Below are 22,363 nucleotides of genomic sequence, written 5' to 3'. Positions count from 1 at the left end.
AATCATCCTTTCTTTTATCGGTTAATCACACCTGGTAAACTCGCCATGTAGGCTTTTACTTGCGACTCGGTAAATATTGCAACATCTCCATATACCGTGTGTTTTAGTATCGCATTGGCTGTTGCAAAATCAACAATATTTTGAGGTGTCTCTCCTTTTAACAAACCATGAATCACACCTGATGCATAACTATCTCCTGTCCCAATTCGGTCAACAACTTGATAAATTGCTTGTTTGGGGCTTTGGTACAATTTGCCTTGGGTATACACACTTCCTTGTAAGCGATATTCTTCAGCAGAAATTGTTTCACGATTAGTTGAAAGTAACATCTTCAAATTAGGGTATTTAGATAGTAAACGGCGGTAAGCGTCTTCTAAATCAGAAATGCTATCATCTTGAAAAATGGCACGAATATCTAAAATGCCTACAGATAGCACATCAATCATTGGTAATAATTTTTTTAGTTTATCAAAAGCTATTTGTTTGTTTGACCATAATTTCTCACGATAATTATTATCATAAATCACTGTGATTCCCCGTTTTTTAGCTAACTGAACCAATAGGATGGTTGTCTGATAAAGATTATCTGATAAGGCTGGCGTAATACCTGATATGAAAACAGCATCTTGTCCATCTAACGCTTTACTGAGTTCTTCTTTACTCACGCTAACTTGCGCAAAACTTGAATACTTTCTGTCATAGATGATGTTTGATGCACGATTACCTGCTCCCATCTCAACAAAATAAATGCCAACTCGTCCCTCGGCACTTTTCACCTGTGTTAAACTTACCTGATGTGATACTAAAAATTGTCGTGCTGCCTTACCAATATCATCTGTTGGTAAGGCGGTTAGAAACTGTGTATCATTTCCTAAGTGAGATAGACCAACTGCGACATTTACCTCACTGCCACCAAAATTACTTGTTAATCTTCCCTGATCTTGAATAAATTCAGATCGATTTGTTGCTAATCTTAATAGCAATTCTCCAAAACATAGAACTTTTGCCATCTTACTGTCCTACTGCTTGTAAGTAAGCTGACTTATAAGCCTTGGCTTTTTCTGTGATGCCCTCATAATCATGATTAGCAAGTGGTGCCATTAAATCTCCCCCTACACCTACTGCCACTACACCATTTGCAAACCATTCCGCAATATTATCCAAATTGACACCACCTGTTGGCATGATATTCACACGTGGTAATGGTGCTTTGATGTTTTTTACATAGCTAGGTGAGAAACTACTACCTGGAAACAACTTGATAATATCGACACCAAACTTAAGAGCAGTATGAATTTCAGTTGGTGTTAAGCAACCCGGTAAATATGGAATTTGGTAGAGATTACACATTTTAGCGCTTTCTTCATCAAAGCAAGGACTAACTACAAATTTTGCACCGGCATTAATCGCCTCAATTGTTGTCACTTCTTCTAATACTGTCCCAGCACCAATCACAATTTCTGGTTGATTTGCATAGTCAGCTACCAGGGTTCTGATTACCTCGCTTGCATCCGGTGTGGTATAAGTAACTTCAATACCTGTTAGACCACCAGCAATTGCTGCATGACAAGCTTCTATAGCTTCTTGTACTGAATCAGCACGAACAACTGCAATAACTCCAGCTTCTTTCAACTGACAAAGTGTCTTTTGTTTTCTCATAACGCCTCCTATTGTTTCTTATTAAGAAACTCGATTTCCTTTTTATAAAACAATTATACAGTAAACGCTTTCATTGTCAAGTGGTAAATTTATTTTTTTTCGATTTTTTATCATTTTCTTATGATATTAAATTAAATCATAACAAAATTAACGCCTTGAAAAATAAAATTTGCATTATGGTATTATAAATGATACAATAGTTTTGTATTGTGTTTTACGCAGTATAAATTTAAATATTGAGTAAAGTTGATGCATCAATTTTATATCATTAACAAGGAGAACAAACATGGCTAACATTAAATCTGCCATCAAACGTGCTGAGTTGAATATCATTCAAAATGAACGTAATTCTGCTCAAAAAGCTGCTTTGCGCACTTCAATCAAAAAATTTGAAGCTGCCGTTGCTGCTGGCTCTGATGATGCGCAAGCATTGTATGTCGCTGCATCTGCTGCAATCGACAAAGCTCATTCCAAAGGTTTAATCCATAAAAATAAAGCTAACCGTGATAAATCACGTTTAGCTAAAAAATTGGTGAAATAAGTTTTATTTCACGATTTTGGATTAAGATTAAGACAGATACTCTTTACAGAGTATCTTTTTTTGTGTTATTTTTATGCTAAAATATAAGTTATGGATATCGAACATTATAGAGATTTGGCACTTCAAAAACAAAAAGTACATCGCCAGTTTTTGACGTCACTTAAAAAGAAAACACCTAAAAATCTGGATAAATTAACCAAAGAACTTCACGATGAAGTCTTTACAGAAATTGACTGTACCCAGTGCGCCAATTGTTGCAAATCGCTTGGACCACTCTTTACAGAAAGTGACATTGAGCGAGTTGCGAAACGATTACGCATGAAATTGGCTAATTTTGAGTCAGAATACCTCCAAGTCGATGAAGACGGTGATAAAATCTTCCAATGCATGCCCTGTCCCTTTTTAGGCTCTGATAATCTTTGTGATGTCTATGACGTCAGACCCAAAGCCTGTCGGGAGTTCCCGCATACAGATCGCAAAAAATTTCTTCAGATTAATCATCTGACGCTCAAGAATACCTTGATCTGTCCTGCGACTTATCTGTTTGTTGAGAAGTTGCGAGAACGATTAGCCTAAACTGCCCAAATCTTCAGGACATCTCTAAAAGTTCAGATTTATCCAAATCATGACTGGCGACATTCCTGACACTTCTCCTAGTTTTTCAACTGCTAAAAACTTGTTCAATCATTTAGACCGTAAGGATGAGCTCATGTTTGACATCAAACTAGAGCCAACATTTGATTTGAAATTGATATCAGAAATTCAAGCGAAACTATCCTTATTATCATAATTACCGTGGTTACGCGAAGTATCCTTACTATATTTCAGAAAAACACTAATTTTTATGCCACACATTTAGTCCCACCACCACTTTCAAACATCATAAAAACTCCTAGATTCTATCACTAAAATCTAGGAGTTTTCAATAGCAAATCAACCTATCAAGACTGCCCAAAAAACAGCTCAAAATCCTGCTCTGTCAGTCCAATCATAGGATCAATCGTCGTAACATTATCCTCTGTCAAAATATAGGATTCAGGCGCTGTTACATTTTCTGAGACAACCTCTTCTACGACTAATGAAGGTTCAACGGTTTCAGCAGCCTGATCACCATGCACCTCAGACTCAGGCACTTCTATGCCAAAACGCTCAACCAGATAGGTCTTGCGATTAGCACCTTGACGGGCGACGGCTGTCTGGAAACTCCTACTGTCACCAAGCAAAATCAAAGACTGCTTGGCACGCGTAATGGCGGTATAAAGGAGATTGCGCTCCAACATCCGGCTATAACTCGACACCATAGGCACGATGACACTCGGAAACTCGCTCCCCTGCGACTTGTGAATCGACATCGCGTAGGCAAGCGTAATCTTGTACCATTCGCCCCTCGGATAAATAACCTCATTACCATCAAAACTCATGACGATCTCGTCCTGCTTGGACTCGGTATACTTGGCAGGCACAAGATCGGTAATTTCACCGATATCGCCGTTAAAGACATCTAGCGCTGCTTCATTGACCAGATGCAGCACCTTATCCCCTTGCCGAAAAACAGTCTCCTGAAAAGCAAATTCCAAGCGCTCCTCTAGCGGATTAAATAATTCTTGCAGGACCTTATTGACATGATTAATTCCCGCAATGCCCTTATACATCGGAATCAGCACTTGTAAATCAAAGGGATCATTCCCACGTTTCAGCCAAGCGCTGGCAATCTGCCCAATGTAGTTTGGAATATTAGCCGCGTTACTCTCGATATAAGAACGATCTGGCTTCTTAGCCGTAAAATCAGGCGGGAGCTGACCATCTTTGATGCCGTGTGCCAGATTGGTAATGGTCGAGCCTTCACCCTGTCTAAAAATTTTGTCCAGTTTCACCGATGCAAAATCAGGAATCTTCAACAAATCTGCAAAAACCTGTCCTGGTCCAACAGACGGAAGTTGGTCGGCATCGCCAACTAGGATGACCGTCATGGACGGCGGAATAGCAGCAAATAATTTATTAGCAAGCCAGGTATCCACCATCGAAAATTCATCGACGATTAACAGGCTTCCTGACAAATCATTGCCAAAATCGTCTTCTAAATCATCCGAGTTCAGTCCCAACTGCCGATGAATGGTCGCCGCAGGTAAGCTAGTCAGCTCATTCATCCGACGTGCTGCACGACCAGTTGGCGCAACCTGAACGATTGGAAAGACATCATCTGTATAATTGTCTGGATTCAAGTCTACTTTGTGCAAAGCTGCATAGGCACGGATAATGCCTTTAATGACCGTTGTTTTCCCGGTACCCGGACCACCTGTCAAAATGAAAAATTGATGCGTCAGCGCCTTATAAATGGCATCTTTTTGCAAACTATCATAACGAATGTCAAGTGCTGCTTCTACTTCTTGGATAATGGTATCAAACTTATCCGCGTCAACTGTCTCACTGATACGATTGGCTAATTTACTCAGTCTTTGATGAATACCATCCTCCGCAAAGTAAAGGGAATTCTCAAATATTTTAGTATCGTTAGCTTGAAGTTTGCCATCAGATAGGAGAAAATTAATATTTTCAACCACTTGATTCGGCAATATTTCAACATTTCGGGCTGATTCTAATAAATCAATCGTCTTTTCCAAGAGATCTCGCGCTTCAATATAAGTATCGCCAATTTCTAGCGAATTAGTCAGCACCGTATGAATCAAACCTGCCTGAATACGTGCATCACTTGTCGCTGAAATCCCTTCGTCTTCAGCAATTTTGTCTGCTTTTTTAAAGCCAATACCTTTGATTTCAAAAACAAGTTGATAGGGGTTATCCTTGATCACCTCTAGCGTATCTTCTTTGTAAAGCTCATAAATCTGGAAATTAATCTTACTTGGTAATTCATACTTAGCAAGTTTAGAGAGGATTTTTTCCATGCCATGATTCTCAGACAAGCGTTTAACGAAAGCTTTCAATTTCACATCTGTTAAAACGCCTGATAGGCGCTCTGGTTCATCTAAAATACCATCAATTGTGTTCTCTGGAAATATAGCAACAATTTTTTCCGCTGTTTTCTGACCAATCCCTGGAAAATGCTCACTCGATAAGTATTTAACGAGTCCTGCACCAGAGGTTGGGACATTTTTCTCATAAGTCGATACCTTTAACTGTTCGCCATATTTAGGGTGATTGGTTAATTCACCATAGAACTTATAGCTCTCTCCCTCAACTACATCTCCAATGATGCCATTGACCACAATTTCACTATCTGAAAAATCAGTATTAGTATCTGTCACTTCCAGCAAAAGAACCTTATAAAAATTCGACGGATTACTGAAGAAAATTGCTTCAATCGTTCCCGTAACATAAAGTTTATCTACCATGCTTTTCATTCCAATGGGTTAAGGTATATTTATCTCCGTCATAATCGACGATAGATAGGGTATTGTTATTCAAACCAACGCCACCAGGTCTTAATTCGCCAATGGGCGTACCTGTCAGCATTTTTATCGTGCTTGACAAAAAAGCACCGTGGCTGACAACCAAAACGTTTTCATAGTTTTGCTTACTCAACCAATCCATAAAACGGATAAAACGACGGTAAACATCTCCTAAGTTTTCAGCACCGATTGGGTTACCCCAAAACTGTTCTGGATGATGTCGAAACGCTGCCATATTTTCTGGATCTTTTTGATATGCTTCATCAATTAACATGCCCTCAAAAATACCGAGATTCCATTCGAATAACTCGGTTTTTTTGACAATATCCTGTGACTGATGATTATGCTCTGATAAAATCGTTGCTGTATCAATCGCACGTTTTGAAGGACTTGAAAAGATAGCATCAAACTGGATGTCTGACAAATAATCACCAAGTGCCGCAATTTCAACTAAGGCTTCTGGTAGTAAAGGGGAATCCCCTGTCATCCCTTGGAGTCTGCGCTCTTGGTTCCACTGTGTTTTACCATGACGTACAAAATAAATTTTCATTTTAATTTATCTTTCTCATAAGTGTGAACGAGTTCCAAGCCTTGGTAATGTTGCTGTCTCAAACATTCGTAAATGACGATAGCTGCAGCATTTGATAGATTCAGACTTCTAACGTGTTCATCATTCATTGGGATTCTCAAAGCTTTTTCTGGATGTTCACGCATGAAAGGTTCAGGTAGGCCAGTATCTTCTCTCCCTAGAAGGAAATAGTGATTTGACTGTTCAGTGTAAAGACCTTTTTCTGAGTAATCATGTTCTGCAAATTTCGTAATCAGATGTAATTGAGCAGCCTCATCCGCATTAAAACAAGTCATAAAAGCTTCTAAATCGTCGTGATATGTGATATCGACTTTATGCCAGTAGTCAAGTCCCGCACGCTTGAGGTTCTTGTCTGTAACCTCAAAACCAAAAGGACGAATCAGATGTAGGTGTGTGTTCGTCGCTGCGCAGGTTCTGGCAATATTCCCTGTATTAAAATGGATACGTGGTTCAAAAAGTACAATGTGATTTGTCATAATAGATATTATTATAGCAGATTTTGCCATTTTTTTCAGAAACTATCACAAATTGACGAAACAAAAAGTGATAAAAATGATAAAAACTTATTTGCATGAGCTCTAGACGTAAGAAATGAGCAAACCTTACGGTTGAAAACTGTACGATAACGAATAACTTCCACAAAACTTGTTTTTTGTGGAAGTTCACGGCAGAGGAAGTGAGCAAACCTTACGGTTGCGAACTGTGCGATAACGAATAAATCACGCAAAAACTTGTTTTTGTGAAAGTTCAAGGCAGCTGAACCGTAGCAACCTTGCAGTTGTGAGGTGAGAGCTAACGAATAAATCACGCAAAACCTTGTTTTTTGTGGAAGTTCAAGGCAGCTGAACCGTAGCAACCTTGCAGTTGTGAGGTGAGAGCTAACGAAGAAATTACGCAAAAACTTGTTTTTTGTGGAAGTTCAAGGCAGCTGAACCGTAGCAACCTTGCGGTTGTGAGGTGAGAGCTAACGAAGAAATTACGCAAAAACTTGTTTTTTGTGGAAGTTCAAGGCAGCTGAACCGTAGCAACCTTGCGGTTGTGAGGTGAGAGCTAACGAAGAAATTACGCAAAAACTTGTTTTTTGTGGAAGTTCAAGGCAGCTGAACCGTAGCAACCTTGCGGTTGTGAGGTGAGAGCTAACGAAGAAATTACGCAAAAACTTGTTTTTTGTGGAAGTTCAAGGCAGCTGAACCGTAGCAACCTTGCGGTTGTGAGGTGAGAGCTAACGAAGAAATTCCACAAAAAAAACTAGAGTGCTCGGAGTCAGTCTCAGCAAGCACCCTAGTCGGTAGTTGAGATTTGCTTTAATCATAACAGGTTTGATTGAAACAAATTTCTATAAGAACAATATTATCAATTTATTAAGTTTTTGTCAACCATTTTTACTTATTAATATGAATTTTATTTCTCCATATCCTCCAAGCCTACACCGATTCAGAGTGACTAAATCAAAAATCATTAAGTATAGTCGGCAACACCTAGTAAAATTGATAGATGTCTAATTATTAGTTTTTAGATTGATAGTCACCATAGCCACTTTGCTCCAAATCAGCATACACAGCATCCATATCAAGGTAATTTGACCAAGTTGAACCATATGTTTTAGACAAGTCAGAAAGAACGACAGCATCTTTATAAATTTTGACATTTTGATAGCCAAAATAGGTATAAATCTCTTTTGTCTCAACATCGCCCTTTTTCTTGTTGTCCCAAGTGTCATCTTTTACCCAAGTTTGTGTTTTTATGATTTTGTAAGTGATGACTAATGACAAGCGTGTTTCATCATCATAACTATCTTCAGAAACTTTGATAAAAGATTTTTGTGGTTCAATCTTATAAGTTAAGTCATAAGTGCCATATTCACCTGCAGGTTTATCTTTATAGTCTTCTTTTACTAAATCAGGAATTTTGCTGTATAGGGTATCAACTTTACTTATGTCATTGACATCTTTCAATCCAAAAACCTTGACTTCAATAGTTTTATCAGTGACGGCTTTGCCCTCTGTCAATAGTGTATCTATATAATCTTGCGTAAATTCAAATTCTAACTCATCACCGTTAGACAAGGTGCCTGATACATCATCTGAGATAATTTCAAATTTATTATCGTCATACTTGACACTACCATTACCATTATAACCAGAGAATGTGATTTTTCCTTTAGTTAAAGAGCTAGCTGATACTTTCTTAGTTTTTTTGAGGCCTTTAACTGTGTATGTTTTATCAACTGCTTTTAAAGGGGTTCCCTTTTCGGGTTTGATTTTAAAGATTACTTTATCGCCGTTTTTCAAATTTGAGCCGGCATCAAAGGTAATCTTTAAACCTTCAGTCCACTTCATCAGTTTTGTCGCTTTTGACCGATATTTAACGTTTGTTAAATAATTAGAAAGAGAATTCATGCTGATAAGTTGATGTGATTCAACTTTAGAAAATCCTGCTTTAACAGCCATTTTTTCTGCAATGACTTGATAGACTTTTTCTGAATTATAGCTTGCATGACCATACCCGTCATAGCCTGAGAAAGTTACTTTGATATCTTTTGTAACATCAACTGGTCTCGTTTTAACAAATCCAAAAATGCCAACAGCAACGACCAAGATAGCTACTATTGCAATGAGCAACTGAGTCGGAATTTTCTTCTTAGTCTCAGATTTACTAGGTTGTGACTCTTGCCCTTCTATTCTTTCAGGTGACACATGTGTCATATTCTCGATTTTTTCAGAAGTTTTCTCAACTGTTTTATCCGAAACTGGCACTTGTTTTTCTGGTGCAGTTTTAAATACCGTATCAGTATTCTCAGCAGTCAATCCAGCAATTTTCTTAATTTGTTTTGGATCAAAACCATTTTTTTTGGCCTGTAAAAATTCTTGAGGTGTCAATTCTCGACCAACAATCGCTTTAAAAAGTTTGGCGTATTTTTCTTTTTTCATTTTGTATTCCTCTCAAGTCATCATTCCTGATAATTTACATTGTAAATGCTGATTTAAAGATAATTGTTGTGAAAATCAATACGAGAATAAATGTCATCACACATATAATTGCGCCACATGCCATCAGTGCTAATAATTTCGCATAAAAATCATCAAGTTTTAAATTGTTCTTAGCTGTCAAAATGATATAGTACAAAGCAATACTCATGATAGATAATGCCAAGATAAAAACGATGTATGATAGCATATTTAAACGAATTAATGACAAAATAGAGGCAATGACAATTAAAAATGTGGCTGGTATAAATAAACTAGTGTATTTATCTGCAACATTTGAAAAAGTCAATGGTGATTTAAGGACTTTCAATGCTACCCAAGTTGCAAAAAATAAAGTCAAGATAAAGAGTGCTGCTACAAATAGCAAGCCAATAAATGTGCCAAAACCAATTGGATTCTTTGTACTAATACCAACAAAACTGCCAAATTCTGAAAAACTAGAATTGACAATCGTTTTTTCATAAAATGCATGCAAATTCAAGGTTGATGACAAGGATGCAAACAGAATAATAATGCCTAATGTCAAATAAGTATAAAGAGAATTAAAGCCACTTGCCTTACTCATCGGGTGTTTCATCGTCTCAAGTACCCAAGAAAAATAATTAGAGGCAACTTGTACGCCATCTGAAATGACCTGATTATCCTTCAATTTTTCGATTACTTCTTTTTCTTTTGACTTAAAATCAGCAGTTTTGTTTTCTGTTGCTGATGTAATACTTTCGTCATCAGAACTTTCGACTGATGTGACTGTTTTGCCTGATTCATTTCCTTCTTTTGAAACAGTTTCTTCAACTATCTCAGCTGCCTCAGCAATTTCATCATCTGAAAATTCACCTGCAACAAGTGCTTGGGCAATTTCTGCCTCATTCGGTATTCTTGAGTGAATAGCCTCAAAGTATTCAATCCAATCTGTTTTGTTCATATGACGCCTCCTTGACATTTCTTTTCGAAAATATAATCAATTAACAACAATATAAATCAATCGACTATTCTAATTATAGTCAATATTTAAACAAAATTCGAGTTTTTGTTGAAGTTAATTTTTGATTAACCTTATATGATAAAATTATAACACAAAAAGGCATTAAATGCCTTGTTTATATCTATAGAAATGATTGGTTAACTAATTAGTACAACATTTTAAAGCATCAAAAGCGATAAATCCTCAAAAAACGCTGGATATGAAGTTTGAATTGCCTCTGAACGTTCAAGAATTACATCGCCGTCAGCGACTAATAATGCCGCAACTGCTGCTGTCATACCAATGCGATGGTCACCTTGTGTATTAATTGTTGCACCGTTTAAGTTCGTTTTTCCTTTGATAATCATGCCATCATCAGTCGGTGTAATCTCAGCACCCATATCATTTAGCATATCAGCGACAACCTGAATTCTGTCAGTTTCCTTGACTTTCAATTCTTCTGCATCTCTAATCACTGTCGTACCATTAGCTTGCGTTGCAAGCAGGGCAATAACAGGTAATTCATCAATCAAACGTGGAATGATATCTCCTGAAATTTCGGTGGGGTTCAGCTGAGAAGTTCTGACTGTCAAAGTCGCTGATTTAGCAACTTCATCCACATCAGATATAGTCAAATCACCACCCATGGCTTGGATGACTTCGATGATACCCGTCCGTGTCTCGTTAATGCCAACATTCTCTAGCGTAATCTCACTGTTAGGTACAGTTAAACCAGCTACCAAGAAAAAGGCTGCACTTGAAATATCACCTGGGACTGTCACATCAGTCGCAGTAAAGCTTTGCCCACCTTTGATGCGAATTTCTTTACCGTTAACAGAAATGTCACCACCAAATTGTTGAATCATGTCCTCAGTATGGTTACGCGTCTTTTCTTTTTCAGTGATAATTGATTCACCATCTGCCTGCAAGGCTGCAAAAATCAAAGCAGACTTAACCTGAGCTGAAGCAACCGGTAAAGTATAGCTAATCGGTGTCAACTGATCAGAACCTGTGATTTTAAGCGGGGGTAGATCACGGTCGGTTTGCCCTGAAATATCTACTCCCATTTGGCGTAATGGTATCGTCACACGATCCATTGGTCGTTTTGAAAGTGAATCATCTCCGAACATCTCTGCAGAAAAAGGCTGTCCAGCCAAAACGCCTGAAATCAGTCGGATTGATGTACCAGAGTTTCCCATGTCTAACCGCTCTTGAGGCGCACGTAAACCATCAAAACCAACACCATGGACAACAACTTCACTACCTTTATCTTCAATGGTCACACCGAGTTCACGAAAAACAGCCATGGTCGAAAGGACATCCTCGCCACGTAAAATATCGTACACTCTGGTTGTACCTTTGGCAAGCGAGCCAAACATAATTGAGCGGTGGCTGATTGATTTATCGCCGGGTACTTTGAACTTGCCCTTAAGTCCCGTCGCATTTGTCTGCAATTTCACTGTTATCTCCTCTTTTTCCTTCTATTACTGGTAAACATCATAACTAGAATTTTCCAAAATCAGACGCTTAGCGGTTGTCTGGTCCTTTTCCGTCTTGAAAGTAATCTGCAAAACACCGTTAATTTCAACACGTGTTTCATTAATTTTGATATTGATAATGCTAAGATCGTGCCCCGCAAAATAACCCAAAACTTCGTGAATCACGTCCGATTTATCTGGCACACTAATAAAGAGGTCATAGAAGTTTTCCATCGCCCCTTTGTGAATGGGCATCTGAGCTCTGAGTTTGCGTGCATTATCAAAAAAGTTCCAAATTTCAGCACTCTGTCTTTGTAGTATCAACTGCTTAACATCTGCTAGTTTCTGACTAAATTGATCGATTTGGTAAACGATATGATCTGAATTTGACATTAAAATCTCAGTCCACATATCAGGCGAGCTTTCTGCAATCCGAGTCATGTCTCTAAAACCACCTGCCGCTAGATTTTCTGTAAAGGGCATGATTGCTGCAAAATCATGGGCATTATCTACTAAACTCGCTGCGACAACATGTGGGAAATGACTGGTAACCGCCGTCATCGCATCGTGCTCTTTTGCTGTGAGTTCGATAAATTTTGCCCGTGTGTTGACAAGGACTTCTTTAAGTTCTTCGACATCTGCTGGTTGTGATAAAGTAGATGTCGTTAAAATGTAATAGGCATTTTCAAATAAAAGTTCATCTGATGCGATGACACCTGATTTATGTGAGCCTGCCATAGGATGCCCACCGATAAATCGAATGGCTTTATCTTTAAAAATCTCTTCGGCAGCAGTTACAATTTCAAGTTTAGTCGAGCCAGAATCTGAAATCAGGACATTTTCTTTCAAGGGTAATGTTGCCAAAATTTTCAGAAACTGAATGGATAACTGAACAGGAAAGTTCAAGATAATGACATCCGCTTTGACAGCTAACGTAGCAAAATCATCTGATACTTCGTCCACAATCCGTTCTTGAATAGCAAAGTCTCGTGGTGCTTGACTCCGATTATAGGCCGCAACATGATAGTTTGGATGACCTGATTTGATTGTTCGTGCTAGTGAGCCACCAATAAGCCCTAAGCCTGCAATTAAAATATTTTTTTCTAGCATCTAGTTATCTCCACCATGAATTTTGGTACGGCCATGTGGCGTTTTTTCATTTAGTTTATCATTTGGTCTCAAAAGCCATGCTGAATGATGTTGCTCAAAGCCGATATGCGGATAATAATCCTCAGCTTTCTGAGCGCTTTCTATCCGAAATCGGTCTACAGTCAGCAAGTATGGTGCTGCGATAAAGGGCAATCACATCATCCATGTTTAAATCATTACCTATTTTGTAAGTAATCATCTTAAAATCCTTTGATATAGTCGTTATGACGTGCGATATTTTCTTTAAGTTCTGCCAAGTTATCAGAGGCAAATTTCTCTAATATTTCAGTTGCTAAAACCGTCGCAACGACGTGCTCCGCAACAACTGCTGCTGCCGGCACTGCGGTCGGGTCAGAACGCTCAACTTGTGCTTGATATGGCTCGTGGTTTTCGGTATCGACTGACATCAAGGGTTTGTAGAGTGTAGGAATGGGTTTCATGACCCCTCGGACGACGACCAATTCACCATTAGTCATACCTCCCTCAAAACCACCGAGGTTGTTTGATTTACGGGTATAGCCATCTGTTTCTGACCAAGCGATTTCATCCATAATTTTGCTACCTGGTTGATAGGCTGCTTGAAAGCCAACACCAAATTCAACGCCTTTAAAAGCATTGATAGAGACGACTGCTTGGGCAATTTTGGCATCTAATTTTCTATCCCATTGGACATATGAACCCAGACCGACTGGCAGGCCACCCGCAACAACTTCAACGACACCACCGATGGTATCACCGTCTTTTTTAGTTTTATCAACTAACGCTTTAATGTCTTGTTCACGCTCTGGATTGACGATAGAAACTTCTGATTCGCTAGCACGTTGACGTATTTCTGAAACCGTTAAGTTATCTGGTACATTGACTTCAATGCCACCAAAAACCGTCACATGACTGGCAACGTCAATATCAAGTTCAGCTAAAAGTCGTTTTGCCACAGCACCGATTGCCACGCGCATCGTTGTTTCACGCGCACTCGAGCGTTCTAGAACATTTCGTAAATCACTAAAGCGATATTTCATGCCACCGACCAAATCGGCATGCCCTGGACGTGGTTTAGTTAGTTTGCGTTGTGATTTAAACTTGTCTTCAACATCATCGGCACCCATGATGTTGGTCCAATTTTTAAAATCTTTATTGGCAACGTTTAAGGTGATTGGGCTGCCCATAGTCAGACCATGACGAACACCTGACGTAATCTCAACTTGATCGCTTTCAATGAGCATACGACCACCACGACCATAGCCACCTTGGCGACGTTTGAGCTCAATGTTAATATCTTCAGAACTCAAGGGTAGTCCTGCAGGTATTCCCTCAATAATAGCCGTTAAACGCGGCCCGTGACTTTCTCCAGCTGTAAAATATCTCATTATCGTTCTCCAATTTTCGCAATATTACTACAATTATAACAAAAAAGCAGCTCAAGTGCTACTTTTACTCATGAGACGATTAACAAATACTAGTATCTTCACCACTTGCAATCGTCTCTATTGCTCAAGTTTGATAATAGCTATTAATTTCGATATAGGACTCAGTAAGGTCACAGCCATATACTTTATGATGATGCTCTCCTGTGTTCATCTCAACTTTAATTTTGATGTTCTTCTCTTTTTTCAAATATAGTCGAATTTTTTCGATATTGTCAACTATTTCATTCTCGTTTTTAAATATCTGATATGTACCAAAATAAATGACAATATCTTTTTTACTTAGTAAAATGTCAGCTGTCTTTCCGATTGCCATGATAATTCTTCCCCAATTAGGGTCTCCACCGTATACAGCAGTTTTGACAAGCGGTGAATTGATAATTGATTTTCCAATTTTTTTCGCTTCCTCTTTAGAAATACATTTAGAAATTTCTACTTCAATTAAATGTTCTGCACCTTCCGCATCTTCTAAAATATTTTTAGCCAATTCTAAACATAATGCTGATAATTTTTCAGAAAAGACCTCTAAATCGACTTGAATGGCATTATTTGCCATTAAAACAACCGTATCACTTGTTGATGTATCTGTATCAACACTGATACTATTAAATGATTTGGAAACACTTACTGAAAGAAAATCGTCAATTTTATTTTCCGGAATTATCGCATCTGTCAAAATATACACTAGCATAGTTGCCATATTAGGTTCAATCATGCCGGATCCTTTAGCAATTCCTAAAATTGACGCATCACCCACTTTTCGGGATACAATTTTTAACTTATTATCTGTCGTCATGATAGCATTGGCAAAATCAAGCAGATTAGATTCGGATAATGACTCAGAAACATCCGCCATCCCATCAATAATTTTTTCAATTGGTAACTGCGGACCGATAATACCAGTTGAAGAAGGTAAAATATCAGCTGGTGAAATTTCAAGTTCCCTTGATAATTGTTTGACAATTTTATTGGCATTCTCATAGCCCTCTGCGCCAGTAGCGACATTGGCAACACCACTTGTCACAACTATCGCTTGTAAAACATGATCAGATACAGCTGCTTTACCGATAGGAATTGATTCTCCACAAAATTGATTTTTAGTGAACATAGCTGCTGAAGTACATTTTGTTTCTGAAAAAATAATACCTAAATCTTTCTTCGCTTTTTTTATCCCAACATGCTTACCTAAAAATTGGAAACCCTTTGGTATGTCATTGTTCATCTTCATTTTATTATGCCTCAATCTTTCATTTTATAAAATGCAATATCATCCTAATCAAGTAATGCTATACGAAAACATACCTACCTTTCATCTTTTTATAAGTATACTTTTAATAATGATACACCAAAACGAATAATTATGCAAATATTTTTAATAATTATTCATTTTGCTTTTCGCTTTAATAGCTAGCCTATTAGAACTGAATTAAAAAAACTCAAGGCAGCTAAACCTTGAGTATTTAATCAAAAACCATTTAAATGCAAAATGCAATTTAGCTCAGCCACTCAGGAACGTCAGTCATAGCAATTTCATTAATGAATGCTTCACCGATTTTTGGCACTAAAACTGTTTTAACTTTTGCGCCACGCGCTTTCTTATCTAAAGTGATAGCTTTAGCCAGACGCGTGATATCCCAACCATCAAAGGTGATTGGTAGATGGAACTTAATAACCATTTCTCGAATCTTTTCAGTCAAGCCTACTTCTACTAAGCCTTTAGCCTCCGCAATTTTAGTGATTTGAATCATGCCAATCGCAACGCCCTCACCATGCATGACCTTACCGTAACCGGCGGTTGCTTCAACAGCATGACCAATAGTATGTCCAAAATTCAGGTAGAGCCGCGTCCCATTATCTAACTCATCTTCTACGACAACTTTTCGTTTGACATCACAAGAATGGTAAATCAAGGCTTCAGCATGGTCTAAAAGATTATCAACCTCACCAGTCATCCCTTGCAAAATAGTCCAAAGTTCCGCATCTGCAATCAAACCACACTTAATGACCTCGCCCATGCCCTCATAGAGTTCACGTTTGCCTAACGTTGCCAAACAATCTGGGTCAATCAAAACGCCGTCAGGCTGCGTAAAAGTCCCTACCATATTTTTGGCATAACTAGTATTGACACCTGTTTTACCACCAACTGATGAATCCACTTGAGCAGTCAAACTGGTCGGAATTTGCAAGAAATGAATGCCACGCATATAAGTTGACGCCACAAATCCTGCCAAATCTCCGACAACACCACCACCAAGTGCCACAACACCATCAGAGCGTGTCATACCAAAATCCGCCAAAAACTGATAGGCTCTATCAACTGTCGTCAAGTTTTTAGATGCTTCACCCTCTAAGAAAGCAAAAACTGCAACTTCAAACCCTGCCGCCTCAAACGATAATTTAACTGTTTCAGCATACAATTTTCCGACATGGTTATCTGTGATGATAACCACTTTCTGCGGTTGCCAAAGTTTGGCTGCCCATTCCCCTGACTTTGATAAACTTGCGCGTTCAACGATAATATCATAGGGATGGTCAGGTAAATTCACATGTAATGTTTTCATAAATAGCGTTTCCTTTCAACTTCAACTTTCAGATAGAGGGGATGGCGCGGATTACCCGCTTTCGTCGGTGGCGCAAAATGAAAGACCTTAATGTCTTGCTCAGCTAACACCTTAAGAATCGCATCACGTCCCTGTTTAAGCGCCTCATACTTGAGATCACCCCAAGCACCCCACACTTCTTTAAGCTCATTTTTTATCAAAAACTCCTTGATTACTGCGACATTTTCCTGCGACAAAATGACATCAAATTCATCCAAATTCGCCGCATCCGTCGCACGCTCAGGGTAAGTGTTGAACACTACCCAGCCATCATAGCCCAACTTTTGACTCGCCGCAATCACCCGATTAACCGTTCTATCGCTCGTTTCATCTCGTGCTGCCGAAGGATTCATGCAAATAGCAACCAGAGGATTTTTCGATAATTTTCCTAAGCCGAAACGATAGGGTTTGTATGCTCTAGGTTCGACCCACGTCGGTGCTTGGTTTTCTGGATAGTTGACAACAATTGTTGTGACTTTTGATTTACCCATATATTTTTTCTTCCAATTTTTTCAAAATCATATCTGTCGGCATCTCCTGACCTGTCCAGAGTTTAAAGCTTTCTGCTGCCTGATATAAGAGCATACCTAAGCCATTAACAGTTGGATTACCTTGAGACTTGGCATAGGTCAGTAAGGGCGTCTCAATTGGCTGGTAAATCACGTCAGCCACTAGCATGTCCTTGGGTAATTGTAAGTCCATTGGGATAGGAAGACTCACACCATCCATGCCAAGACTCGTTGTATTGACTAACAAATCACCTGTCAATTCTGTTAAATCTGACAACGGTTTGAACACAATGTTTCCTGGATAATCAGAAAACAGCTCAGGTTTGTAGGTTCTGTTATAAACAGTGATTTGACCTGCACCTTGTACCGCTGCCTCTGCAATAATCGACCTTGCTGCACCACCAGCACCAATAACGGTGATAGTACTACCTTTGACCTTAAAGTTTTTCAGGGACTTAAAGAAACCTGCACCATCCGTTGACGTGCCGAAAAGCTTGCCATCTTGATTGACAATCGTATTGATGGCACCTGTCAGCTTTGCTACTTCAGATAGTTCATCCATATAGGGCACGGCTGCCTCTTTATAGGGCATAGATAAATTGACACCATACATATCAAGTGTCTTGATACTCCCAATGACAGAGCCTAAATCAGTTTCTGGTGTTTCGAAAGCAAGGTAAACACCATTTTCATCGACATGGTCAAAGGCCAAATTATGTATAAAAGGTGACAGCGAGTGCTTGATTGGGTTCGCAACCACCGCCGCAAGTTTTGTATAACCGTTAATCTCCATACAGCTATTCTAGCGTAATTTTCGCAATTTTTCAATAATTCACCAGTCTTTAGATAATAAAAAAAGCCAATCAAACACAAAAGTTAATTGGCTAGTTTGTATTAAAACAACGAGGTCGAATGCGCGTGGCTTAATTTACCACTATGAATTTTTGTCATGATTTGATTGACAGCATGTGGGCCTTCTTTAAAGCCTTCAACGATTAAACCGAGCTTGCCATCATAGTTGGCGGTATCTCCGATGGCATAGATATTTTCACAACTCGTTTGATAATGGCTATCAACCATGAAATGCTGACGTTTCATCTCAAGATTTACCGACCAAGCGCGGATATCTTTATTATTGCTGAGGAAACCATGCTGCACAATCAAATGGTCCACTTCCAACTCACGGTCATCAGATAACGCGATGCGCAAGCCCTCTTGATAATCTGAAATACTGCGAATGGTCACAGGCGTCACGACATGAACGTCAGAAGCATGCAATTTATCGACAGATGATTCATGCGCTCTAAAGGCATCCCGTCTGTGAATGAGGCTAACAGATGCTGCTACTTCAGAAAGCATCAAAGCCAAGTCAATGGCAGAGTCACCGCCACCTGCAACCGCAACTGTTTTTCCTGCATACTGCTGCTTATCGGTTACACTATATCCCAATTTAGTGTCATCAAACTCTGACGGTTCATCAGTTTTCAAAGGTTTTGGTGCAAATGAGCCATTGCCTGTTGCGATAATGACAGCTTTTGTTAAATAGCTAGACTTAGTCGTTGTCACTTGGTAAACGCCTTGATTTTCTGTCGGCGTGATGTCAACGACTTTCTCAGATAGGCGGATTGGTACACAAAATTGAGCGGTTTGCTTGACTAGATCAGCCACGAGCGTTTCAGCCTTGACTGCGAAATAGCCTGGCACATCATGTATCGTTTTTTCTGGATAGAGGGCGGTTAATTGACCGCCGGGTACTTCGAGTGAATCTATAATTTGGACTTTATTTTTACGCATACCGGCGTAGAAACCTGCGAATAAGCCACTAGGTCCTGCGCCAATAATCGTTATGTCATATATTTCTTTTGTCATTTTTGACCCCTTTTTGATATAAATGTCAAATATATTTTACCATATAAGGGGGTGGTCGTTGTTGTTATTTGTCTTGAAGATGTTTGTTAGGTACCTTTACTTCTTTTAGTTTTTGATAATTTTCTCATCAACTAAAACAACCTTAACTGCTCAGGCTCCGAATTAACCTGCTTATAACCAGCAACAATATCAGCCATCCGATACAAGATACCATACTTCTCACATTCCGCAGCAAAGAGTGCTTGTTTTCGCGCCATATCAGGCACATTGCACTGGTAGCGATTGCCATACATGGTGAAATATTCCCGCTCAAGCTCAGGGAAATATTGCGCCAATTTCTCAAAAAAATGATCCCGCTGAACATCTCGCAAAGTCACGCCAAACAGGCTATAAATAAACTTAGCACCGTGTTCATGGGCTAAGTTCACGATATTTATGATATTCTCATCGCTATCCGTGATCAAGGGTAGGACAGGCATGAGCAAGATGCCTGCAAAAATGCCATTATCGCTTAGCTTGCGAATCGCTGCAAAGCGTTTTGAGCTAAGGCTTGCTGACGGTTCAATTTTTCTGGCTAGGACATCATCACTGGCAGTGATAGACAGCTTGATAATACAGCTCGATTTTTCAGAAATGCGTTTCAGAATATCAATATCACGCGTGATCAAATCGCTTTTCGTTTCCAAGGAGACACCAAATCCATAGGTTTCAATTAGCTCTAAAGCGCCCCGTGTCACCTGTAATTTTTTCTCATAGGGATTGTAACTATCTGACATGGCGCCAAGCCCAATCACACCTTTAGGAATTTTTCGACCTAATTCCTTGGCTAAAATCCCTAGACCGTTTTCCTTGACCCGCACGCGATCAAAATCGTCAATAAAATATCTGGCACTCCGACTATCACAATAGATACAGCCATGATTGCAACCCTTATATAAGTTAATATTATAGTCAATGCCAAACCAGAGATTGCCGTCAAATTTCACCTTTTGTAAAATCGTTTTAGCTGGTATATAATCCATCTTGCCTTCCTACTGAATCGGGTGTCGAATAACCGTTTTTAATTTTTCAGGTGCTACTCTTCTGGGATCGCTCAGATAAATTTCATGGTGCCGTCGTGTTGCTGAAATGTCTACCCTATGACCAGATGCCACGATAAAGTCATCCAAAGTCTTTATCGTTGCAGGCTCGTCATCATAACTGCCAATGTGCATGATTTGCCCACACAAGCCCTCTGACAGCATTTCCAAGCGTGCCAGTGACACATCTAATGTCGGTTTCTTTTCCTGCACGATTTCACGAAAATGTTCAAAAACAGCCACCGTGACAAAATCAGGTTGGCGGATCATGGCAGTCCAGTTAAACTGATCTTTATCTAAATGACCTGAAAATGGACTGGCATCATTTGGCAGCCACCATAAGCCCTCAAGCGGCGCCACAACATAGTCAAAATAGCCGTCGGGTGCATCGTTTTGCTTGGGACTCATCTTAATCGTATAAGATAGGGCGTAGAGAAGGTCAAGCGCTTGTTTATAAGTAGCGCTCGTATTGGGATCGCCCTTGCCATTAACCATGATAAAAGGCATTTCTGGGACATCAATAATCGTCGGGCTAGTTTTGGCTTGATAAAATTCTTTTTGCGTTTTTTTAAAATCTACTTTTTCAACGGTCATTTGACTGTCCTCTATCGTTATTGATTGGCTTTGATCTGCTTTCTCAATTTCTTCATCGCCCAGTCATAATGGCTAGGGGCAGCGGATATAAAGTAAGCACCGAGTGAGGTCGTACCTGTCCAATCAAACATTTTCTTAGTGAAAAGTTCTTCATTTGAAAATGTGTCTGCCAAGGTCATCACGTCTTGATGACTTGCCTCAAATAATTGTTTAGCCTCATCAAGTGGTGTTGACTGGTGCTTTTCCCAAAATTCCTGATTCATCTGACCATAGGATTTCCAAGTATAGGGTGCTGGTAGAAAAGGTTCCGCCTTGCCATTTTGATTAGCAGTTACCCATTTTAAGAGCAACTGATGCCATTCATAGAGATGAATGAGCACATCTCTTAGATTTTTATCCCGCTGCCAATGCGCCTCTGTCATTTTTTCAGTGACTTCAAAATTAAATGTCTGGTTCTCATCTGGCAGGGTCTGCATCAATTTCTCTAATTTCAAAAACTGTGTGTTTCCCGCTTCAAGTAAGTCTGTCTTGCTTGTTGGTCTACTCATTATAATTTTCCTCCATTTTTTTAATCATTGTTAATAGCTCTTGTTTCAAGGCAAATGGTTCTATCACTTTCACTGCTTGTCCAAGTGATAAGATATAGCTATAGAGCCATTCTGTTTTTGGGAACATTCCTTCAATTAATAATGTCTTATCCGAATATTTTTGAATAGTATCTATCGGAAAATCGTCATAAATTCGATACCCTAGCTGTAAGGACACTAGCATTTTTAAATGGATCATTTCAGGCGTTTGCGGTTTCAAACTGTTAACGACTTGAACATCAGACGATCGATTTTCAACGGATTGTTCAGTTGTTTCAAGTTTGGTTATTCGACTAAGTTTAAATATCCGGACTTCTTGTTTATTTAAACAATAAGCTTTGAGGTACCAACCCATGCTTTTAAAAATGAGTTGTGTCGGTTCCACCGTCCTGAAATTCATCTCACCTTTTGAGTTATGGTAGTTAAAAGTTACTACTTTCTGACTTAGTATGGCCGTTTTTAACTGTTCAAAATCATGTGTGCTAAACCCGTACCAAGTGCTAAAATCAATCGCCAACCAAGGGGGATCTTGTATGCCAAATAGTGCTGTCAATTTGGCTAATGTCTCTTCATTTTTTGGATCAAAATTAATAGCACGTGTCGTTTGCAAGGCCTGTAAAATACTTTTTCTTTCATCGGTATCTAACAAAACTTTGCTCAAAACAAAATCAGATAAAAGACTGACGCCACCACGCTTACCTCGCTCAGTGTAGATTGGAATCCCTAGCTGGCTCATTCTATCAATATCGCGATAAATCGTGCGAATGGACACATTGAACTTTTCACTCAGCATTTTGGCTGTCATATGTTCATGATTTAACAAAAGATAAGTGATACCAAAGATACGATTAATCTGCATTATTTCCGCTTTCAAGCCGGTATAACTAGACAACACGGCATACTGTTTCACTTCTTATCATTATCTTATCA

23 protein-coding genes are annotated in these 22,363 nt (G+C 39.1%); 3 read left to right on the top strand and 20 right to left on the bottom strand.

Features of this window, described 5'->3' with window-relative positions; translation table 11 throughout:
* Positions 1-14 precede the first annotated feature (14 nt).
* Both RR45_RS05520 and RR45_RS05515 read right to left on the bottom strand, forming a co-directional pair.
* A complete protein-coding gene (locus tag RR45_RS05520) occupies positions 15-1,010 on the bottom strand; it encodes a sugar kinase (protein ID WP_031365492.1) in 996 nt (331 codons plus the stop codon).
* Position 1,011: 1 nt separating this feature from the next.
* Positions 1,012-1,659: a bifunctional 2-keto-4-hydroxyglutarate aldolase/2-keto-3-deoxy-6-phosphogluconate aldolase gene (locus tag RR45_RS05515; RefSeq protein WP_031365491.1), complete on the bottom strand. Its 648-nt coding sequence runs from the start codon at positions 1,657-1,659 to the stop codon at positions 1,012-1,014.
* A gap of 286 nt (positions 1,660-1,945) precedes the next feature.
* Here RR45_RS05515 and rpsT point away from each other — a divergent pair, with 286 nt between their 5' ends.
* The 3 genes from rpsT (at position 1,946) to RR45_RS11200 (ending at position 2,990) form a co-directional block, all read left to right on the top strand.
* Complete coding sequence (rpsT, locus tag RR45_RS05510; protein ID WP_031365490.1) at positions 1,946-2,200, top strand: 30S ribosomal protein S20; 255 nt, start codon at positions 1,946-1,948, stop codon at positions 2,198-2,200.
* Between the two features lie 90 nt (positions 2,201-2,290).
* On the top strand, positions 2,291-2,776 hold the full coding sequence (locus RR45_RS05505) for a YkgJ family cysteine cluster protein (RefSeq protein WP_031365489.1): 486 nt from the start codon (positions 2,291-2,293) through the stop codon (positions 2,774-2,776).
* A 49-nt stretch (positions 2,777-2,825) separates the two neighbouring features.
* Positions 2,826-2,990 (top strand): hypothetical protein, encoded by a 165-nt coding sequence (locus RR45_RS11200; RefSeq protein ID WP_167362592.1) that lies wholly within the window; start codon positions 2,826-2,828, stop codon positions 2,988-2,990.
* A 151-nt stretch (positions 2,991-3,141) separates the two neighbouring features.
* Here RR45_RS11200 and recD2 read toward each other — a convergent pair whose 3' ends face one another.
* From recD2 to RR45_RS05415, 18 genes are all read right to left on the bottom strand, one after another.
* Entirely contained in the window at positions 3,142-5,550 is a 2,409-nt protein-coding gene (gene recD2, locus RR45_RS05500) for an SF1B family DNA helicase RecD2 (RefSeq protein ID WP_031365488.1), read from the bottom strand.
* The gene (locus RR45_RS05495) at positions 5,540-6,157 is read right to left on the bottom strand and encodes a histidine phosphatase family protein (protein WP_031365487.1); all 618 of its coding nucleotides are present in this window, start codon (positions 6,155-6,157) and stop codon (positions 5,540-5,542) included. The genes recD2 and RR45_RS05495 overlap by 11 nt, the downstream gene beginning before the upstream one ends.
* Positions 6,154-6,672, bottom strand: coding sequence for a tRNA (cytidine(34)-2'-O)-methyltransferase (locus RR45_RS05490; RefSeq protein WP_031365486.1), 519 nt, complete (start codon positions 6,670-6,672; stop codon positions 6,154-6,156). The genes RR45_RS05495 and RR45_RS05490 overlap by 4 nt, the downstream gene beginning before the upstream one ends.
* A gap of 1,029 nt (positions 6,673-7,701) precedes the next feature.
* Complete coding sequence (locus tag RR45_RS05485) at positions 7,702-9,126, bottom strand: hypothetical protein (protein ID WP_031365485.1); 1,425 nt, start codon at positions 9,124-9,126, stop codon at positions 7,702-7,704.
* A 34-nt stretch (positions 9,127-9,160) separates the two neighbouring features.
* Complete coding sequence (locus RR45_RS05480) at positions 9,161-10,105, bottom strand: DUF6574 domain-containing protein (protein ID WP_031365484.1); 945 nt, start codon at positions 10,103-10,105, stop codon at positions 9,161-9,163.
* Positions 10,106-10,323: 218 nt separating this feature from the next.
* Complete coding sequence (gene aroA / locus RR45_RS05475) at positions 10,324-11,604, bottom strand: 3-phosphoshikimate 1-carboxyvinyltransferase (RefSeq protein ID WP_072353614.1); 1,281 nt, start codon at positions 11,602-11,604, stop codon at positions 10,324-10,326.
* Positions 11,605-11,628: 24 nt separating this feature from the next.
* Positions 11,629-12,732, bottom strand: coding sequence for a prephenate dehydrogenase (locus RR45_RS05470; RefSeq protein WP_072353613.1), 1,104 nt, complete (start codon positions 12,730-12,732; stop codon positions 11,629-11,631).
* A complete protein-coding gene (locus RR45_RS05465) occupies positions 12,733-12,924 on the bottom strand; it encodes a hypothetical protein (protein ID WP_031365481.1) in 192 nt (63 codons plus the stop codon). It abuts the gene before it with no gap.
* 47 nt (positions 12,925-12,971) lie between these two features.
* A complete protein-coding gene (gene aroC / locus RR45_RS05460; RefSeq protein WP_031365480.1) occupies positions 12,972-14,138 on the bottom strand; it encodes a chorismate synthase in 1,167 nt (388 codons plus the stop codon).
* Between the two features lie 124 nt (positions 14,139-14,262).
* On the bottom strand, positions 14,263-15,423 hold the full coding sequence (gene argJ / locus RR45_RS05455; RefSeq protein WP_031365479.1) for a bifunctional glutamate N-acetyltransferase/amino-acid acetyltransferase ArgJ: 1,161 nt from the start codon (positions 15,421-15,423) through the stop codon (positions 14,263-14,265).
* Positions 15,424-15,688: 265 nt separating this feature from the next.
* Positions 15,689-16,756: a 3-dehydroquinate synthase gene (aroB, locus tag RR45_RS05450; protein ID WP_031365478.1), complete on the bottom strand. Its 1,068-nt coding sequence runs from the start codon at positions 16,754-16,756 to the stop codon at positions 15,689-15,691.
* The gene (locus RR45_RS05445) at positions 16,753-17,286 is read right to left on the bottom strand and encodes a DUF1643 domain-containing protein (protein ID WP_031365477.1); all 534 of its coding nucleotides are present in this window, start codon (positions 17,284-17,286) and stop codon (positions 16,753-16,755) included. The genes aroB and RR45_RS05445 overlap by 4 nt, the downstream gene beginning before the upstream one ends.
* On the bottom strand, positions 17,279-18,097 hold the full coding sequence (gene aroE, locus RR45_RS05440; RefSeq protein ID WP_031365476.1) for a shikimate dehydrogenase: 819 nt from the start codon (positions 18,095-18,097) through the stop codon (positions 17,279-17,281). Before aroE ends, RR45_RS05445 begins: the two co-directional genes overlap by 8 nt.
* Before the next feature lie 101 nt (positions 18,098-18,198).
* Entirely contained in the window at positions 18,199-19,173 is a 975-nt protein-coding gene (locus RR45_RS05435) for an NAD(P)/FAD-dependent oxidoreductase (RefSeq protein WP_031365475.1), read from the bottom strand.
* Positions 19,174-19,304: 131 nt separating this feature from the next.
* Positions 19,305-20,195, bottom strand: a complete 891-nt coding sequence (locus RR45_RS05430; RefSeq protein ID WP_031365474.1) for an SPL family radical SAM protein — start codon at positions 20,193-20,195, stop codon at positions 19,305-19,307.
* A gap of 9 nt (positions 20,196-20,204) precedes the next feature.
* Positions 20,205-20,846 carry a GyrI-like domain-containing protein gene (locus RR45_RS05425; protein WP_031365473.1) on the bottom strand — a complete coding sequence of 214 codons (642 nt, stop codon included), beginning with the start codon at positions 20,844-20,846 and terminating at the stop codon, positions 20,205-20,207.
* 17 nt (positions 20,847-20,863) lie between these two features.
* Positions 20,864-21,394, bottom strand: coding sequence for a ClbS/DfsB family four-helix bundle protein (locus RR45_RS05420; protein WP_031365472.1), 531 nt, complete (start codon positions 21,392-21,394; stop codon positions 20,864-20,866).
* The gene (locus RR45_RS05415) at positions 21,387-22,343 is read right to left on the bottom strand and encodes a helix-turn-helix transcriptional regulator (RefSeq protein WP_143188746.1); all 957 of its coding nucleotides are present in this window, start codon (positions 22,341-22,343) and stop codon (positions 21,387-21,389) included. The genes RR45_RS05420 and RR45_RS05415 overlap by 8 nt, the downstream gene beginning before the upstream one ends.
* Positions 22,344-22,363: the final 20 nt, after the last annotated feature.

Origin of the sequence: Pseudolactococcus chungangensis CAU 28 = DSM 22330, assembly GCF_002441885.1 — a bacterium.
GTDB lineage: Bacteria > Bacillota > Bacilli > Lactobacillales > Streptococcaceae > Pseudolactococcus > Pseudolactococcus chungangensis.
The sequence above is the reverse complement of the archived record's forward strand: the minus strand, read 5'-3'. Positions and strand labels throughout refer to the sequence as shown.

Coding starts and splice junctions, on each gene's coding strand:
- RR45_RS05515 (WP_031365491.1), bottom strand. CDS start 1,659: ATGAGAAAACAAAAGACACTTTGTCAGTTGAAAGAAGCTGGAGTTATT.
- RR45_RS05485 (WP_031365485.1), bottom strand. CDS start 9,126: ATGAAAAAAGAAAAATACGCCAAACTTTTTAAAGCGATTGTTGGTCGA.
- RR45_RS05480 (WP_031365484.1), bottom strand. CDS start 10,105: ATGAACAAAACAGATTGGATTGAATACTTTGAGGCTATTCACTCAAGA.
- RR45_RS05490 (WP_031365486.1), bottom strand. CDS start 6,672: ATGACAAATCACATTGTACTTTTTGAACCACGTATCCATTTTAATACA.
- aroB (WP_031365478.1), bottom strand. CDS start 16,756: ATGAAAACATTACATGTGAATTTACCTGACCATCCCTATGATATTATC.
- rpsT (WP_031365490.1), top strand. CDS start 1,946: ATGGCTAACATTAAATCTGCCATCAAACGTGCTGAGTTGAATATCATT.
- RR45_RS05425 (WP_031365473.1), bottom strand. CDS start 20,846: ATGACCGTTGAAAAAGTAGATTTTAAAAAAACGCAAAAAGAATTTTAT.
- RR45_RS11200 (WP_167362592.1), top strand. CDS start 2,826: ATGACTGGCGACATTCCTGACACTTCTCCTAGTTTTTCAACTGCTAAA.
- aroE (WP_031365476.1), bottom strand. CDS start 18,097: ATGGAGATTAACGGTTATACAAAACTTGCGGCGGTGGTTGCGAACCCA.
- RR45_RS05495 (WP_031365487.1), bottom strand. CDS start 6,157: ATGAAAATTTATTTTGTACGTCATGGTAAAACACAGTGGAACCAAGAG.
- RR45_RS05520 (WP_031365492.1), bottom strand. CDS start 1,010: ATGGCAAAAGTTCTATGTTTTGGAGAATTGCTATTAAGATTAGCAACA.
- aroC (WP_031365480.1), bottom strand. CDS start 14,138: ATGAGATATTTTACAGCTGGAGAAAGTCACGGGCCGCGTTTAACGGCT.
- RR45_RS05470 (WP_072353613.1), bottom strand. CDS start 12,732: ATGCTAGAAAAAAATATTTTAATTGCAGGCTTAGGGCTTATTGGTGGC.
- RR45_RS05435 (WP_031365475.1), bottom strand. CDS start 19,173: ATGACAAAAGAAATATATGACATAACGATTATTGGCGCAGGACCTAGT.
- RR45_RS05420 (WP_031365472.1), bottom strand. CDS start 21,394: ATGAGTAGACCAACAAGCAAGACAGACTTACTTGAAGCGGGAAACACA.
- RR45_RS05430 (WP_031365474.1), bottom strand. CDS start 20,195: ATGGATTATATACCAGCTAAAACGATTTTACAAAAGGTGAAATTTGAC.
- recD2 (WP_031365488.1), bottom strand. CDS start 5,550: ATGGTAGATAAACTTTATGTTACGGGAACGATTGAAGCAATTTTCTTC.
- RR45_RS05445 (WP_031365477.1), bottom strand. CDS start 17,286: ATGGGTAAATCAAAAGTCACAACAATTGTTGTCAACTATCCAGAAAAC.
- argJ (WP_031365479.1), bottom strand. CDS start 15,423: ATGAAGATGAACAATGACATACCAAAGGGTTTCCAATTTTTAGGTAAG.
- RR45_RS05505 (WP_031365489.1), top strand. CDS start 2,291: ATGGATATCGAACATTATAGAGATTTGGCACTTCAAAAACAAAAAGTA.